At 58.8% G+C, this 16,181-nt stretch carries 14 protein-coding genes; 3 read left to right on the top strand and 11 right to left on the bottom strand.

The genetic code is table 11. The annotated features are described in order from the left end of the window. Nucleotides 1-29 precede the first annotated feature (29 nt). The 5 genes from ACESUZ_RS07515 to ACESUZ_RS07535 all read right to left on the bottom strand — a co-directional run bounded on the left by ACESUZ_RS07515 (nucleotide 30) and on the right by ACESUZ_RS07535 (nucleotide 5,444). Complete coding sequence (locus ACESUZ_RS07515; RefSeq protein ID WP_373199347.1) at nucleotides 30-473, bottom strand: fructose PTS transporter subunit IIA; 444 nt, start codon at nucleotides 471-473, stop codon at nucleotides 30-32. A gap of 333 nt (nucleotides 474-806) precedes the next feature. After that, nucleotides 807-2,876, bottom strand: a complete 2,070-nt coding sequence (locus ACESUZ_RS07520) for an elongation factor G (RefSeq protein WP_373199349.1) — start codon at nucleotides 2,874-2,876, stop codon at nucleotides 807-809. A gap of 297 nt (nucleotides 2,877-3,173) precedes the next feature. After that, nucleotides 3,174-3,938, bottom strand: a complete 765-nt coding sequence (locus ACESUZ_RS07525) for an amino acid ABC transporter ATP-binding protein (protein WP_161115409.1) — start codon at nucleotides 3,936-3,938, stop codon at nucleotides 3,174-3,176. Then, entirely contained in the window at nucleotides 3,931-4,584 is a 654-nt protein-coding gene (locus ACESUZ_RS07530; RefSeq protein ID WP_006235606.1) for an amino acid ABC transporter permease, read from the bottom strand. Before ACESUZ_RS07530 ends, ACESUZ_RS07525 begins: the two co-directional genes overlap by 8 nt. Beyond that, nucleotides 4,584-5,444, bottom strand: coding sequence for a transporter substrate-binding domain-containing protein (locus tag ACESUZ_RS07535; RefSeq protein ID WP_195234976.1), 861 nt, complete (start codon nucleotides 5,442-5,444; stop codon nucleotides 4,584-4,586). The genes ACESUZ_RS07530 and ACESUZ_RS07535 overlap by 1 nt, the downstream gene beginning before the upstream one ends. A gap of 226 nt (nucleotides 5,445-5,670) precedes the next feature. On the opposite strand from ACESUZ_RS07535, the gene rlmD reads away from it, so the two are divergent. Continuing rightward, the gene (gene rlmD, locus ACESUZ_RS07540) at nucleotides 5,671-7,119 is read left to right on the top strand and encodes a 23S rRNA (uracil(1939)-C(5))-methyltransferase RlmD (RefSeq protein ID WP_373199351.1); all 1,449 of its coding nucleotides are present in this window, start codon (nucleotides 5,671-5,673) and stop codon (nucleotides 7,117-7,119) included. A gap of 78 nt (nucleotides 7,120-7,197) precedes the next feature. On the opposite strand, the gene ACESUZ_RS07545 is transcribed toward rlmD, so the two are convergent. The 5 genes from ACESUZ_RS07545 to tilS all read right to left on the bottom strand — a co-directional run bounded on the left by ACESUZ_RS07545 (nucleotide 7,198) and on the right by tilS (nucleotide 13,924). Beyond that, nucleotides 7,198-8,019: a phosphatase gene (locus ACESUZ_RS07545; protein ID WP_195234978.1), complete on the bottom strand. Its 822-nt coding sequence runs from the start codon at nucleotides 8,017-8,019 to the stop codon at nucleotides 7,198-7,200. A 165-nt stretch (nucleotides 8,020-8,184) separates the two neighbouring features. Beyond that, nucleotides 8,185-9,369: a pyridoxal phosphate-dependent aminotransferase gene (locus ACESUZ_RS07550; RefSeq protein WP_373199352.1), complete on the bottom strand. Its 1,185-nt coding sequence runs from the start codon at nucleotides 9,367-9,369 to the stop codon at nucleotides 8,185-8,187. 189 nt (nucleotides 9,370-9,558) lie between these two features. After that, nucleotides 9,559-11,688: an ATP-dependent zinc metalloprotease FtsH gene (ftsH, locus tag ACESUZ_RS07555; RefSeq protein WP_373199354.1), complete on the bottom strand. Its 2,130-nt coding sequence runs from the start codon at nucleotides 11,686-11,688 to the stop codon at nucleotides 9,559-9,561. A gap of 1 nt (nucleotide 11,689) precedes the next feature. Continuing rightward, nucleotides 11,690-12,238, bottom strand: a complete 549-nt coding sequence (gene hpt, locus ACESUZ_RS07560) for a hypoxanthine phosphoribosyltransferase (RefSeq protein ID WP_006235600.1) — start codon at nucleotides 12,236-12,238, stop codon at nucleotides 11,690-11,692. Between the two features lie 147 nt (nucleotides 12,239-12,385). Beyond that, nucleotides 12,386-13,924: a tRNA lysidine(34) synthetase TilS gene (gene tilS, locus ACESUZ_RS07565; protein WP_368145970.1), complete on the bottom strand. Its 1,539-nt coding sequence runs from the start codon at nucleotides 13,922-13,924 to the stop codon at nucleotides 12,386-12,388. Between the two features lie 48 nt (nucleotides 13,925-13,972). On the opposite strand from tilS, the gene ACESUZ_RS07570 reads away from it, so the two are divergent. Continuing rightward, on the top strand, nucleotides 13,973-14,782 hold the full coding sequence (locus tag ACESUZ_RS07570; RefSeq protein WP_055286216.1) for an MBL fold metallo-hydrolase: 810 nt from the start codon (nucleotides 13,973-13,975) through the stop codon (nucleotides 14,780-14,782). Nucleotides 14,783-14,864: 82 nt separating this feature from the next. Here the strand turns inward: ACESUZ_RS07570 and ACESUZ_RS07575 are convergent, their stop codons facing one another. Then, nucleotides 14,865-15,296: an Hsp20/alpha crystallin family protein gene (locus tag ACESUZ_RS07575; RefSeq protein ID WP_055286214.1), complete on the bottom strand. Its 432-nt coding sequence runs from the start codon at nucleotides 15,294-15,296 to the stop codon at nucleotides 14,865-14,867. Between the two features lie 277 nt (nucleotides 15,297-15,573). Between ACESUZ_RS07575 and ACESUZ_RS07580 the strand changes: the two genes are divergently transcribed. After that, complete coding sequence (locus ACESUZ_RS07580; protein ID WP_195503802.1) at nucleotides 15,574-16,041, top strand: hypothetical protein; 468 nt, start codon at nucleotides 15,574-15,576, stop codon at nucleotides 16,039-16,041. Nucleotides 16,042-16,181: the final 140 nt, after the last annotated feature.

Consider the following 16,181-nt stretch of genomic DNA (forward strand, 5'->3'; position numbering starts at 1 on the left):
TCCTTTCACACGGGGTTGAACATTACCTGCTATCCGACGACGCCCCGGATGAGGGCGCACACGTCTTCGATGGAGTCGCCCTTGAGATGGTCGACGAAATCCTTGTGCACGAGGCGACGCGCCAGTTTGGCGAGCAGCTGCAGATGGGTGTCGCTGCCACTCTCGGGGACAAGGATGTTGATGACCGTGTCGACGGGAGCGTCGTCGAGCGCGTGCCACTCGACGGGCGCGGTCAGGCGCGCGAAGAGAATGGCGGGGGTACTGACGTTGGCGCTCTTGGTATGCGGGACAGCCACGCCGTTGCCAAAGCCCGTAGAAGCCTCGGCCTCGCGCTCATGAAGGTCAGAGACGATAGCGGACGCATCGGCGGCGACGCCCAGTTCCACGGCCTTCGTGGCGAGGGCCTCGAAGACGGCGTTCTGGTCGGCGGCGTCGACGGCGTCGAGCGTGTGTGTCGAATCGAACAGTGCCATGTCTGCCTCCTCTCGTTTGTTGTCGTTTCTCTACGCCTTTTAGTTTAGGAGGTATGGGCAAACCGCTTAACGGGCGCTTTGTCACCCGCGGTGTGCACGTCCGGGCCCCTCATACGCCCAAGAGTCACCCGCGTGCCCCGATTGCATTGCTTTTGTCACCGGGGAGGTGGGCAGGCTCCGAGCGCCCGGCTCGCATCGCGCGCCGAATGATACAGCGTTAAACAAACGGCTCGTCGCAGAAGAAAAGCCCGCTCCGGAACCTTGTCCGGAGCGGGCCACAACCGCCCCCAACCCAAATTGGGGTTATGTCGCGCGACGTTACACGCGGGCTTGCTACCTTCCCGCGTTGTACAGCTCCACGAGCTTGGCCTGAACGTCATAGGGAACCTGCTCATAGCCAGCAGGCTTCATGGTAAAGTCACCCGTGCCGCGCGTGATAGAGCGCAGGCGCGTCGAGTAATCCGTCAACTCGGCGAGAGGTGCCTGAGCGACGACCACGGTGTCGCCGCGCTCATCGGTCTCCATGCCCGTCACGCGACCGCGCGATGCCGAGATGTCGCCCATCACAGCGCCGGCGTAGCTTTCGGGAATAGTCACCGTGATTTCCTCGATGGGCTCCAGCACCACCGGGTCGGCATCGGCGCACGCCTTGCGCAGGCCGATGCGAGCCGCCGCGCGGAACGCCATCTCGTTGGAGTCGACGCTGTGATACGAGCCGTCGTACACAGCCACGCGAATGCCCGTGAGCGGGTAGCCGGCAATGATGCCGTCCTTCATGGTCTCCTGGACACCCTTGTCCACGGCGGGGATGAGCGAGCGCGGGATTCGGCCACCCACGACCTCGTCTACAAACTCATAGCCATCGCTCGTGCCGTCGGGCCCAATGAGCGGCTCAACGCGCAGCCAGCAGTCGCCATACTGACCGGCACCGCCAGTCTGTTTCTTGTGGCGGCCCTGCGCGCTTGCCGTACGGCGAATGGTCTCGCGATACGGAATGCGGATCGGCACGCTCTTGGCCACGACCTTGGTACGGTCCTCCAAACGGTTGAGCAGCACCGAAACCTGCGCCTCACCCACGGCGGAGATAATGGTCTGGCCGGTCTCCTCGTCACGGTCGATGCTCATAGTCGGATCGGCCTTACAGGCCTTCTCGATAAACGTGTAGAGCTTCTCTTCGTCCCCGCGATTCTCGGCCTCGATGGCAATGCGGTACTGCGAGTTGGGGAACTTAAACGCCGCAGCCTCGACCTTGCCGGTAATCGAGAGCGTATCGCCCGTCTCGGCCGCCAGCTTGGGTGCCACGATAATGTCGCCGGCATAGGCGTGACCGACCTCGGTCATGTCGCGGCCGCACATCACATACAGGTGAGCCAGACGGTCGCCCTTGCGCGTGCGCGCGTTGACCAGCTCAAGGCCCGGCTCAAGCGTACCCGTCAGCACCTTGATAAAGCTGATGCGGCCCTGCTGCGGATCGGCCAGGGTCTTAAACACAAACGCCACCGGACGATCATCGTCACTCGAAATCTTGAGCGAATCGCCGTCGATAAGCGGCATCTCGCCGTAGTCGGTCGGCGCCGGGAAGTACGTCGCGATGTCGTCCATCAGCGAGTTGACGCCCTGCTCCTTAATGCAATCGCCCGCAAAGACCGGCACAAAGATGCGCGCGGCAATCGCCTTCGACAGCAGGCCCTCAAGCTCCTCCTGCGTCAGCGTCTCCTCGCCTTCCAAGTACTTCATCATCAGTTCGTCGTCGGCCTCGGCCACCAGCTCGCACAGATGGTCATGGGCTTCCTCGGCCTGGGCACGATACTCCTCGGGAATCTCCGACTCAACGGCTTCGGTGCCGTTGCAATGGCGCGCCTTCATGCGCACCAGGTCGATGATGCCGTCAAAGTCCTCGCCCTCGCCCCAGGGAAGGGTCACGGCGCCCAGGCGCGTGCCAAAGCGCTCTTGCAGCAGGTCCATCGTGGTCGCAAAGCTGGCCTCGGAGCGCGACAGGCGGTTTACGAACACCGCACGCGCCAGGCGCAGGTCCTCGGCGGCATACCAAAGCTTAACCGTCGTAGGCTGCGGGCCGGCCTCGGCGTCGACCACAAACAGAGCCGTCTCGCAGACGCTCATCGCGGCAAAGGCGTCGCCGATAAAATCGGGGTAGCACGGGGCATCGAGCACATTGATGCGCGCGCCCTTCCAGTCGATCGGCGCGATGGTCGTCGAGATGGAAAATGCACGCTTGACCTCTTCGGGGTCATAGTCGAGCGTGGGCTTGGTGCCGTCGTGGCCGCCCAGGCGGGCGGTCTTGCCGGAAAGGTGGAGCATGGCCTCGGCGAGTGAAGTCTTGCCCACCCCGCCTTGGCCTACGAGCACCACGTTCCTTACGTTACCGGTCTTGGGAGCACCCATGATGACCTCCTTGCAGGGCCGCGCGCAATGCGCGACGCCAACGGGGAGAGTTCGCGGTCGGTGCCATCCCGGGAGCAGCATGGTCGGCAGCCGAGCCGACTCACCCTCCAAATGTCCTATGCCACCACCCTACCCTCACGGGCGGCTGTCCATGCATACCTTTCGGCGCACGTATGAATACAGGCGGCGAGAGGACAGAGCAAGTATGCCAGGCGATTATTAAACCCCATCGATACAAATAAAAGCCGCCGCAGTCCATAAGACCCGCGGCGGCTTCTTCTCAATACATAGCTGAGCTTAGCCCTCGATACGACTCAAGAACTCACGGGTACGTTGCTCACGCGGATGATCGATAACCTGCTCGGCCGGGCCCTCCTCGACAATGCGGCCTCCGTCCATAAAGACCACGCGATCGGCAACATCGCGCGCAAACTGCATCGCATGGGTCACGATCACCATCGTCATATTCTGCGCCGCCAGGTCTTTAATGACACGCAGCACCTCGGCCGTTAGCTCGGGATCGAGCGCCGAGGTCGGCTCGTCAAAGAATAAGATTTCCGGATCGAGCGCCAGGGCGCGGGCGATACTCACACGCTGTTGCTGACCGCCCGAAAGCTCACACGGCACCTTGTTCTCGTTGCCCGTCAGCCCCATTTGTGCAATCAGCTCGTGAGCGCGGGCTTCCGCCTGCTCGCGCGGACGCTTAAGCACGCGAATCGGCGCATCGGTGATGTTTTTCATCACCGTATAGTGCGGGAACAGGTTGTAATTTTGGAACACCAGGCCGAATCGCGAGCGCGCCTGCTTGGGCACATCGCCCTTCGCATAGACCGCGCCCGAACCCTCATCCGTCGCAACGGCAAGGTCGCCAAACGAGAGCGAGCCTCCGTCGAGTGTCTCGAGCAGCGTGGCACACCGCAGCAGCGTGGACTTGCCGCCACCCGAAGGCCCGATAATCGCCACGACCTCGCCACGCTTCACCTCAAGCGAGATATCCTTGAGCACCTCATTGCCGCCAAACGCCTTACGCGCGTTCGATATATTCATTACCGAATTAATCATGGTAGTAATCCAATTTTTTCTCGGCGGCGCCCAGCAGCATCTCGACGACGAAATTAAAGACCCAGTAAATCAGCGCCGCGATCGCAAACGGCACCATGCTCACCTGCGAGGCGACCAGCGCCTTGGCCGTCGAGAACATCTCACCCACGCCAATGGCAAACGCCAGCGACGTGTCCTTGACCAGCGTGATGATCTCGTTGCCCATCGCCGGCAGAATACGCTTGGCGACCTGCGGCATCACGATATACAGAAACGTCTGCACGCGCGAATAGCCCAGCACCTCGGCAGCCTCGTATTGACCGCGCGGAATGGACTGCAAGCCCGAGCGATAGATCTCGGCAAAGTAACCGGCGTAGTTGATGATGAACGCCACGACGCACGCCGTCCACTTGGAATCGGGCGTGAGCGAAATGCCAAACACGTAGTACGGGGCAAAGTAGATGGCAAACATCTGCAGCATGAGCGGCGTACCGCGCATGACCGAAATGTAGATGCGCGCAATCCAGCGAAGCGGCGCGATTTTGCTCATGCGCATAAACGCCACGGGGATTCCCAGCGGAATCGACCCCAGCAGTGTCAGCACAAACAACTGCAAACTGACCAAGAATCCCTGGCCAAGCATCTGCATCATGACCTGAATAGACATTACTTGAGCACCCAATTATCGAAAGATAGACCATAGCTTGAATACTTGTCGCAGAGATCCTTAACCGTACCGTCATCGTAGAGTGCCTTGAGCGACTCGGTCACGGCGTCGGCCGACTTGGTGTCGCCCTTCTTAAAGCCGACGGCGTAGTGCTCGCTGGACAGCGGCTCATCAAGCTGCGTATAAGCATCGGGCTTGGCGGCAAGCTGATACTGGGCAATCGAAAGGTCGCAAGCCACGGCATCGACCGCGCCGCTCTCGAGCTGCATAAACGCCGTGTTGTACTCACCGATGGTGTCGAGCGTGGCAAACGTCGCCGCCAGATCCTTCTGGTCACCCTCAAGCACATCCTGCGCAGCGGAATCGGTCTGGGTAATCACGGTCTTGCCGGCAAGATCGTCCCAGCTCTTGATGCCTGCATCCTTCTTTACCACCAGCACCTGCTCGTTGAGCATGTACGGCTCGGAGAACGTGTAGTCGTCCTCGCGGCCCTCCATGGTAAAGCCGTTCCAGATACAGTTGATGGCGCCCGAGTTGAGCAGCGTATCCTTGGCATCCCAGTCGATGGCCTCGTATTTGACCTCCCAGCCCTGCTTATCGGCAACAGCCTTGGCCAGATCGAGATCAAAGCCGGTGTACTCGCCATCGTCGCCCACAAAGCCGTACGGAGGATAGGACTTATCAAAGCCCACCACGAGCTTCTTGGACTCCGCAGCGCCCTTCACATCCTTGGCCGCGGCAGAGCCAGCAGCGGAGCCCTTGCCGGCACCACCGCCGCAACCGACAAGACCAAGGCCAAGCACCGTGGCGAGCGAGCCGGCTAGACCAACAAACTGACGACGAGACATATCGGTGTTCATGGTATTCCCCCTTGATGACACTTTAGTTAGGTAAAGTGAGTCATGTAACGTTCAGAATCATACACTCTACCTTGATAAAGTACAAGGGAGGGTTTGCCCGGCATGGGCGGGGAGCAAACATCGTTGGACTTATCACTGACACGAAATGGACGCTTGCATATCGTCCGCTAGCTTGGCACGGTACAATGCTTTCAGATTTCAATTTGTAAATTAGTGGGGTTAATTCATGGCAGAATCTCGTGCGGAGCGTAAGGCTCGTCGTGCTTTGATCGAGGCGGCTGAGGGGTCGAAGGAGGAGAAATCTTCTACGAAATCCAAGTCTTCTAAAGCTGCAAAAAGCAAACCGACCAAGAGCAGAGCTAAGACCAAGCGTTCTGACTCTCGTCGAGGCGGGGATAAAGCGCCTCAGACTCGTTCCAAGCGCTCGCATAAAGATCGGGTTTCGTCTGCGCGTAAGGCCGTGGACCCCAAGTCTCCCTGTTCGATCATGAAATCTTGCGGTGGGTGCACGGCGCTCAATCGTCCTTATAAAAAGCAGTTGGCGGCTAAGCAGGCTGCTATGGAGGAGCTGTTTGCCGAGCTTTGTGAGCGCGAGAGCATTGCTGTCGATCCTATTCGCGGTATGGGCGTCAACCTTGGCGACCCGGGTAAATATCCTGCGCCGCGTGGCTTTCGTCATAAGGCTGCCACTCCCTTTGCTCCCGGTAAGGAGGGCGCTGTCCGTTGCGGTTTCTTTGAGCGCGGCACGCACAAGATCGTTGCCGTACCCGAATGCCCCGTCGAGGCACCGGGCGCCCGTCAGATTCTCAACGGCATCGCACGCGAAGCTGAGCGGCTGCATATTCCCGCCTTTAATGAGGACAAGCATCTTGGTTTGCTTCGCTATGCCGTCGTCCGCTGCGGTTGGCGTACCGACCAGGTCATGGTCACGCTCGTGACCGCTCAGCGCGACTTGCCGCATGCGCAGGAGTTCTTTGAGGCTGTCGCCGCACTCGATCCGCGCATCGTCACCGTCGCCCAAAACATCAACGGACGCCCCGGCAACGCCATCCTCGGCGAGGAAACCCGCATCGTGTATGGCGCCGAATGCATGCGCGACCAGCTACTCGGCTGCGAGTTCGATATCTCCCCCACCGCGTTCTACCAGACCAACCCGCAACAGACCGAGCTGCTCTATCAGCTCGCTATCGACGGCATGGATTTGCACCAGGGCGATGTGCTCATGGATGCCTACTGTGGCAGCGGTACCATCGGTCTTTGCGCAGTTAAAGATGCCCAGAAAAAGGGCATCGGCATTATGCTGCTCGGCGTGGAGCGCAACCCGGCGGGCATTGCCGACGCACGTCGCAATGCCGAGCTCAACGGCCTCACCCGCAGCGCCTGGTTTATGGCCGACGACGCCACCGATTGCATCCTGGATGCCGCCGATAACAACGAGCGGGTCGATGTCCTTTCCATCGATCCGCCGCGCGCCGGCTCTACCCCCGAGTTCCTCGAAGCTGCCTGCGCGCTTAAGCCGCGCCGCATCACCTATATCAGCTGCAACCCCGTAACTCAAGAGCGCGACCTGCATCAGCTCCTCGACGGAGGCTATTGCCTGCTCAAGATCACGCCCGTCGACATGTTCCCTCACACCGACCACACCGAAACCGTAGCGGTCCTCGAACGCCGCTAACCGACCTCAGTAGATTTTTGGGACAAGAAAGGGGGCGACCCGCCTGGGCCGCCCCCTTCGCTTGGTTTATAAACTCCGCTACATCCCATTGCGCAGATCGCACACGCCGGCTGCCGCCATCTCGCGCAGCAGCGTCTCGCGGTCGCGCGTCACGATCAAATCTAGCGGGAAGTGAATCTCGTCGAGCATCTTGCGCGCGTGATCGAGCTTGCCAATGGCCATGCCAATGTGGGCATCGGTTGACACGCCAATGCCCACGCCCAGCTCGGCGCAGCGCTCGGCGATCTTGCGGCATACGGCCCAATGCTCAGTGTCGACACCGTGTTCAAGACTATGGTTGTTGATCTCGATAATCTTGTGCTTGGCCTTAGCTGCCAACAGCACCTCGTCGATATCGAACGGCACGCCCGAACGCCCCGTGTGACCCAGCATGAACACCTTGGGGTGCTCCAGGGCATTGATATACATCTCGGTCGTCTGGGCCAGCGTCGCGCCTTCAGCAATCTGCGGATTATGCACGCTCGCAACCAAATAATCCAAATTTCGCGTAACCAAATCGAACAGCGAATGCTGACGGCTGTACGAATCACCGGCAATATCGAGCGTGACAGGAGTGTCCTCGCCAAACAGGCTTCCGTCCAGCGAAACGATATCGGCCTCGGCACCACGCAGCACCAGCACGCCGCTCCAAATGCGCGGCCAGATATCCTGGTTGATAAAGAATTGGTAACTGCGCAGGTCATTGGGGCAAGCCGTAACCATAGAGCTCAGATGGTCGGCAGATCCGAGCACCTGCAGGCCACGCTCTGCCGCCCAGTACACATTCTCCTCAATGGTCGAATACGCATGCGCAGAGAATATCGTATGGGTATGAATGTCACAAGAAAGCAGGTAGGGCATCAGGTCTCCTTATCTGGCACGGCCGTCGCTTATATTCATTGTACGCATAGCCTTCGATAGTCGTAAAACCACTCCATCCCAAAGACACAACGTCCATGACAACGGGGTCTGGCTTAACACCAAACCCCGTTTCACGTAAAACATTGTAGGCAGAGCGCTTTACTTTTAACGATACTCGTCCGCCAACTGTTTCCAAGCGGGTAGCGAATTGATAATCGTTTCGTAACTCACGCAATAGCCCAGGCGGAACCAACCCGGCATACCAAAGCTGTCCGAGGGAACCGCAAGCAACTCATACTTCTTTGCACGCTCGCAAAACGCATTCGCATCGGGTTCCAGCGCCTTCACCCACAGGTAGAATGCACCATCCGGCTCAACATAGGTGTAGCCGTACTCCGCTAGTGCGTCGGTAAGCGCGGTGCGGTTGCGCGCATAGGCCTCGACATCGCTCGGCTCATCGATGCAATCGATGATTACGCGCTGGAAGAGTGCCGGTGCGCATACAAAACCTAGCGTACGGGCAGCACCCGCAACAGCCGGCATCAGACGGGCAGCCTGCGGATTGGTGTTGGGAACCAAGATCCACCCCACGCGCTCGCCAGGTAGCGATAGCGACTTAGAATACGAGTAGCACACCACGGTGTTCTCGTAGATCGAGGGCACCCAAGGCACCTCGGCACCGTACACAATCTCGCGGTACGGCTCATCCGAGATGAGCATAATCGGATTCTCGGGATCGCGCTGAGCGTTGGCCTCGCGCAGAACATTGGCCAGTCGCGTCAGCGTGTCGCATGTATATACGGCACCGGTCGGATTGTTGGGAGAGTCAATGATGACGGCCGCCGTCTTATCGCTGATCGCCTTGAGCACGTTGTCCACGCTCAGCTGGAACGTATCTTCATCGGCGAGCGCCTCAACACACGTACAGCCGGCCTTCTCAATCCAAACGCGATACTCCGGAAAGTACGGGGCGATAACAATAACCTCGTCGCCCGGGTTCGTAACGGCGTTGAGCGTGCAGGTGAGCGAAGCCGCGGCACCCACCGTCATAAATACGTCTTTGCCCTCATAGCTCGTGCCAAAGCGGCGGTTGAGTGATTCGGCCACAGCGGCACGACATTGCGGCAGGCCCGGTGCGGGCGTGTAGCCGTGCAGCTGGTCGCTCGGCAGCTCCAGGGCCTTCTTAATTGACTCAGCCACAGCAGCGGGCGCCGGAACGCTCGGATTGCCCAGCGAAAAATCGAATACGTTTTCCGCACCGATCTGCGCCTTGCGCTCAAGGCCATAGCTAAAAATCTCACGGATGATGGAGCTTTCCGCGCCGCGAGCATACATAGTTTCGTTGATCATCTGTCCCCCTTTCGCATAGGCGCTATTGTACGCTTTAGCCGAGCAAAGTGCCGCAGCAATGTTGATTGGGGACAGACTTAAATGCGTGAAAACGCTCATTTAAGTCTGTCCCCAATCAACAGACGGCCCCATATCGCTCAAAAGAAAAAACCTCCGCAGGTTTCCCCGCGGAGGCTTTTGCCACAAAGACTATTTGTCGGTGTCGACACCGACGACGGCATGGTCATCGTCAGCATCATCGGATGCGGCTTCGGCATCCTCCTGCATGGCCGCCTGCGCAAAGGCCGCGGCATCAGCCGCCAGCTCCTCCTCGCTCATGCGAGACACGCGCTTCTTGGTCGGCATGCCGGCCGCCTTGGCATTGCGCTCCTCCTTGGCCGCCAGGATATCGCCCTCGCGCTCAAGGTAGGCGTCCCACTCGTTATCGAGCAGGGCATTCACGGCATCGCCCTCGACAGTCTCGCGCTCAAGCAGCACCTTCGCCATCAGATCGAGCTGATCGCGACGGGCATCCAAGATCTCGACAGCACGACGATGGGCCTCGCGCATGATGCGCTGAACCTCGATATCAATGCGGCGCGCCGTCTCCTCGGAGTAATCCTGGTGATCGGCGTAATCGCGACCAAGGAACACCTGATGTTGCGCCTCGCCAAACACTTGCGTGCCCAGCTCCTCGCTCATGCCCAGGCGCGTGACCATCTCGCGCGCCATCTTGGTTGCGCGCTCCAGATCGTTGCTCGCGCCCGACGTAATATCATCGCACATGAGCTCCTCGGCAACGCGACCGCCCAAGAACACGGCAAGCTCGTCGAGCATCTCGTTCTTGGTCTTGAGGAAGTGGTCCTCCTGCGGAAGCTGCAGCGTGTAGCCCAGCGCCTGGCCGCGGCTGACGATCGAGATCTTGTGGACCGGATCGGAGTGCTCCAGGATGTGGCCCACCAGGGCGTGACCGCTCTCGTGGTAGGCAATCGTGGTGCGCTCGGCCTCGGTCATCACGCGACCCTTGCGCTGCGGTCCGGCAATCACGCGCTCCATCGATTCCTCGACCTCGTCCATCGAGATCACGGAACGATGACGGCGAGCGGCCAGCAGCGCAGACTCGTTGAGCAGGTTCGCTAAATCGGCACCAGTAAAGCCAACGGTCATCTGGGCGAGCTTCTCAAACTTAACGTCCTCGTCCATCGACTTGTTCTCGGCATGCACGCGCAAAATCTGCTCGCGGCCTTTCACGTCCGGACGGTCGACCGTAACCTGACGGTCAAAACGGCCGGGACGCAGCAGCGCCGGATCCAGAATGTCGGGGCGGTTGGTGGCGGCGATCAGGATGACCGACTCGCTCTCCTCAAAACCGTCCATCTCGACCAGCAGCTGGTTGAGCGTCTGCTCGCGCTCGTCGTGGCCGCCGCCCAAGCCGGCTCCGCGCTGACGTCCCACGGCATCGATCTCATCGATGAAGATGATCGACGGGGCCTGGGACTTGGCCTCCTTAAAGAGGTCACGCACACGGCCGGCGCCGACACCTACGAACATCTCGACAAAGTCGGAACCCGAGATGCTAAAGAACGGCACGCCCGCCTCGCCGGCAACGGCCTTGGCCAGCAGCGTTTTACCGGTGCCCGGAGGGCCAACCAGCAACACGCCACGCGGGATCTTGGCGCCCAGCTTGCGATAGCGATCCGGATCGCTCAAAAAGTCACGGATCTCCTCGAGCTCCTCGACTGCCTCGTCCACGCCGGCAACGTCTTCAAACTTGACCTTGGGGCGTGTGGCCTCGTTGGTCTTGGCGTTGGTCTTGCCAAACTGCATGTTCCTGTTGTTGGCGCCCATCATCTGGCGCATAAAGTAGAACATGATGGCGATAAGGGCGATCGTCGGAAGCACACTCATCGCCAAGTCGCCCCAAAAATCGGGATCGTTGGTGTTGACGATGTACTTGGTATCGGGGTGCTCCGCCATGAGCTCGGCAAGCGAATCGGAGCCGACATAGGTCGAGGAGAAGCTCTTGAGCTCGCTCGTATCGCCCTTGTCCTTCTTCGTCTTCCAGTAATGACCCGTCACGCTTCCGTCTTGAACCGTATAGGTCAGATCTTCGACGCGATCCTGCTTGATGGCGCTCACCATCTCGCTCGTCGCGAGCTTAACGGTATTGCTGGAATTGGCAAAGCCGGAGCCCATGTTAAAGAAGGCGTAGCCCAGAAGCGCGCAAGCCAAAATAAAATACAGCCAGCCCGTACGCGTGGGCTTCTTGCCTCCGGGCATCCCCGGGATCTTAGGCTCCCGGGGAGTCTGGGAATTGTTATCGTTATGGTCGTCGGGCATCTTACGAATAAACCTCCGGTTTCAAAATGCCCAGATACGGAAGGTTACGATAGCGCTCGGCATAGTCGAGGCCGTAGCCCACCACAAAGGCATCGGGGCAATGGGTTCCAACATACTTGGGCGTGATGGCCGAGGTACGGTCCTCAACGTCCTTCCACAGGAAGGCGGCGACCTCCAGAGAAGCGGGCTTGCGGCTCTCGAGGTTCTTCATCAGATACTTGAGCGTCAGGCCCGAGTCCAGAATGTCCTCAACGATCAGCACGTCGCGACCGCGGATGTCGATATCCAGATCCTTAATGATACGCACGATACCCGAGGACTTCACACCGTCGCCATAGCTCGAAACAGCCATGAAATCGATGTTGGTCGGCAGCTCGATCTTGCGCATCAGGTCGCCCATAAAGACCACGGCACCGCGCAGGACCGCAATCAGCACCAGATCCTTACCCGCGTAGTCGCGCGTAATCTCCTCGCCCAGGCGAGAGACGATACCGTCGATATCCTCCTGCGTGAACAGAACCTTCTCGATATCCGGATGTTGAGAAGCCATGACAACCCTTTCTTGTGCTTATCGCCCACACACCGCCGTATGGACGCGAACTTCACATTCTAGCAGCGCACGGGGTATATTTACCAGCCCGTGCGCCATCAGCGCGGGAATACCGTCAACGTCGCACAGAATAGCAGACGTGGGACGCTATTCCGCATCGACCACGCGGAGCAGATATGCCACGCGCGTTGCGGCCGTGCACTTAAAACGCTCGTCCGCGCGAACTCCGGCGACCCACACCACGGCACCTCCCGGCGCCGTCCTCACCATGGGCACGCCGGCGCGCTCGGAAACGGGAATGCGAGCCTCGCCTAGCAAGTCGGATACTTTCTTGCTTCGGCCACTCATCCCTAACGGGCACATCACGTCTCCCGGTGCGGGACCGTCCACCCACAGGCGCGCCAATCGCGCCTCGACAGGGATCTCGCCACGCGAGCCCGCCAGGATCCGCTCACTATCGCTGTCGGCAAAACCCAAGGCAGCCGCGTCTACCAAAGCTGTCACTTCCCCGGCAGCCGCAAGCTCACGGGCGCGGCGCACGATATCGCATCCCAGCTCAACGGCCATCGGCTCTGTGACCAGCATACGTCCCCCGCCCAACGGCAAACGACCGGGTACGGTAACCCAGTCCGCGACCAGGCCCTCGCGAGCCACCGGGGCCTTAAACGCCAGCATGCCAAACTCAACGCGCGCGTCAATTCCCGCCGGAAGCGTGACCGAGCCGGCACCCTCGGCAACGCAGGAAAGGACTCGCTCAACATGCCGCATCTCGGGACGAGCGTCCGGATCGATGCGTTTGATCGCCAGTCGCACGATGCGCCGCGCGATTACCACCTCGGCCGCAGCAAGGCGCCTGGCATCGAGCACCAGTGCGCCCGCTGCCTCTTTGCGCAAACAGCTTCGAAACGCCTGTGCCGACAGCTGGGATAGAAACGCATCTTCATCACCCAAGATCTCACAGGCGGCGCCAATCGTCTTGCAGACGCTCGCGTTGCGCTGCGCCACCACCGGCATCACTCGATGGCGCACGTAGTTTCGCAGATACGAGATATCCTCATTGCTCTCGTCTTCACGCCACGGCTGACCATGTACCTGTAGATAGCCCACGAGCTCGCCGTGAGTTAGGTCGAGCAAGGGACGCACCACGATATTCCTCCGGCGAGGAATGCTCGATAGGCCAGCGGGCCCCGAACCCTTAATCGCGTTCATCAAAAACGTTTCCGCGCGATCCGAAGACGTGTGCGCGGTGCAGATACGAGCCGCCGTTCGCGGTGCCCCCGTCTGGGCGCAGAGCTCGCGAACATACCTCCGCGCCGCGGCATAGCGCACCTCGCGGGCCGCGGCCTCAATATTGCCCGACTCCCCATCAAAATAAGCGTGCTCCACACACAGCGGTAAACCATATTGCGCGCAGAGCTCACGCACAAAGGCCTCGTCGCCATCGGACGCCTTGCCGCGCAGATGATGGTTTACATGCAGCACATGCAGGCGCTCGCGAGCAATGGGGGCGACACCGCGTCCGTCTTGGATATCCAGCTTTGATGTGCACGCCATAAGAAGCAGTGCCGTCGAGTCCGCGCCGCCTGATACCATGAGCACGACAGGAGCAGCCTGCTGCCTCGTCCGGGTCTCATCGACTGCCCCAGGCACGGCATGGTGTCCATAATGCTGAGATACCGTAGGCATTTGCTTCCTCCTCTATTCGTCCGCACCCATTGTATCCTTTGGAATCTTATGTCTCGTCTGCACCTTCATATCCTCGGCAGTGGCTCTAAAGGCAACTGCGCACTCATCGAGGGCCCGCAGGGGCTCATTATGGTCGATGACGGACTGTCTCGCCGCGAGACATTAAAGCGCATGGCAGAACTGAGGCTCTCGGCAGACAACGTCTCGGCTCTTCTCATTACTCATGAGCATAGCGATCACATCAAGGGCCTCGATGTCTGGTGCAAGCACTGGCACGGCCCCCTCTTTGCCAGCAGGGGCACTCTTTCGAGCAAAGAAAATCTTTCGCATCTGCCTGTCGAGGAATTCGATCCCGGTGACACCCTATCCATTGCCGGCATCCACGTGCAAACCTACTCAACGTCACACGATGTCATCAATCCAGTCGGCTATCGATTCGACACCCTCGATGATTCCATCGGCTTTGCCACCGACACCGGAGAGCTATCGAGCCAAGCCATGAACACCCTCAAAGATTGTCGAGTCCTCGCGCTCGAAAGCAACCACGATGTGACCATGCTGCGCGAGGGAGAATATCCCCGCTTTCTTCAGGAGCGCATCCTGTCTGCAAGGGGACACCTCTCCAATGGCCAAGCCGCCGAAGCCGCGCGCGAACTTGTTACCGATCGCACCGAACAGCTCATTGCCATGCATATCAGCCAAGATAACAATCGTCCGAGCCTTACCGTCAAAAGCTATGCCAAAACTCTGGCCGCAACTCTGGATGACGAGGTCGGCAGCTCCGCAACCCTTCTCCAAGGATCGCGAAAACTCTCGATACGCCCTGCGAGTCAGTATCAACCGGCAACCATTCAATAGACTGTCCTAGACAGCAAAAGGGGCCGAGAATCGCTTCCCAGCCCCTTTTGCTGTCTTTTAATAGCGCAGAACACCAACGAAGTTAGTCGATGGAGATCTTCGTAACGTTCTTCTTCTCGACGATCTTGGGAACCGTAACGGTCAGGATGCCGTCAGCGTACTTAGCCGAGAGGCCCTCGCTCGAAGCGTCCTTTAGATACACGCCACGCGTCGCGCTGTACGAGTTGAACTCCTTCTGCAGGAAGTTCTTGCCCTCGTTCTCCTCGTCTTCCTCGACATTCACGCTAATGGACAGACGGCCCTCGTTAAGCTCGACATCGATATCGTCCTTGGCGACGCCGGTCAGATAAGCCTTGACCTCATAGCCGTCGCCCTTATCCTCAACGTCAACGGGGAACGCCTTGGAAGCAATCGAGTTGTTTGCAAGGTCGGTCATATCATCAAACAGATCGAACAACGAGCTAGCAGAAGGACGAACGCCAAAAACCGAACGATAAGGAACCATGCTTGCCATGTTTACCACTCCTTTTAAGGACTGCCGAGTCATCTTCCAGGTGACTGGGACTTCTTTTGACGCTCTTATATATGCCCACCCAGTGCTCATATATACATCGACTATAAAGTTTTTTGAGTCCAGTACTATAAGCATATCTAAGTGCGTATGACTCAGGTTTTAGGAAGGTTAAGGTTCTTTGAACCAGAGCTTAAATACCGAGTATGTCCCCAGCTACAAATAACAAGGGGCTTACAATTAGCGCGTACACGTTGTTGGTAACGAGCTAAAGGGCATCATGGACGACCAAAACCAGAACAATATGTTTATGCCGACGCAGGGGGAAGATACTTCCACGCAGCCGCCACGGTTCCATCGCCCCCACATCTCGCAAGAGCCCATTAATGATCCGGAGCCCGAGTATGTGACGAGAAATCGATATCAAACGCTCGAGGATGCCCAAACGGGACGTAAACATATGGGCGTCGCCTCGGGAGACCCTGTATATCTGAAAGACGCACCACTATCTAAAAACAGCGCAGCTAGTGATGAGCCGATGAAAGCATCCGCCGCTCATCAACAAAGAGGTCCTCGACCAAAGCAAACCTTGACGCATTCGGCTCGCTATCTCGAAACGCCAAAACAGGGAAAATCAATCTTCGTTTCATCAAGTAAACGACGCAAGCAGCATCGACTGACAATCCTGCTTTTGATCATTGCAGCCATAGCAGTCGCCCTTGTTATTCGTTTTATTTTCTTTAAATAAAAGCTCAATACCAAAAAGAATTAAATCGTCTGGCGTAAATGAGTCATTTATGCCCGGTAAACGCAAAAAAGGGGGAGGCCGCGAGGCCTCCCCCTTCTCAGTTCAAGCGTACGGCTCGGTGCCGTCCACCGGTCAGCGGC

This window comes from Collinsella aerofaciens ATCC 25986, assembly GCF_964239575.1.
Taxonomy (GTDB): Bacteria; Actinomycetota; Coriobacteriia; order Coriobacteriales; family Coriobacteriaceae; genus Collinsella; species Collinsella aerofaciens_BQ.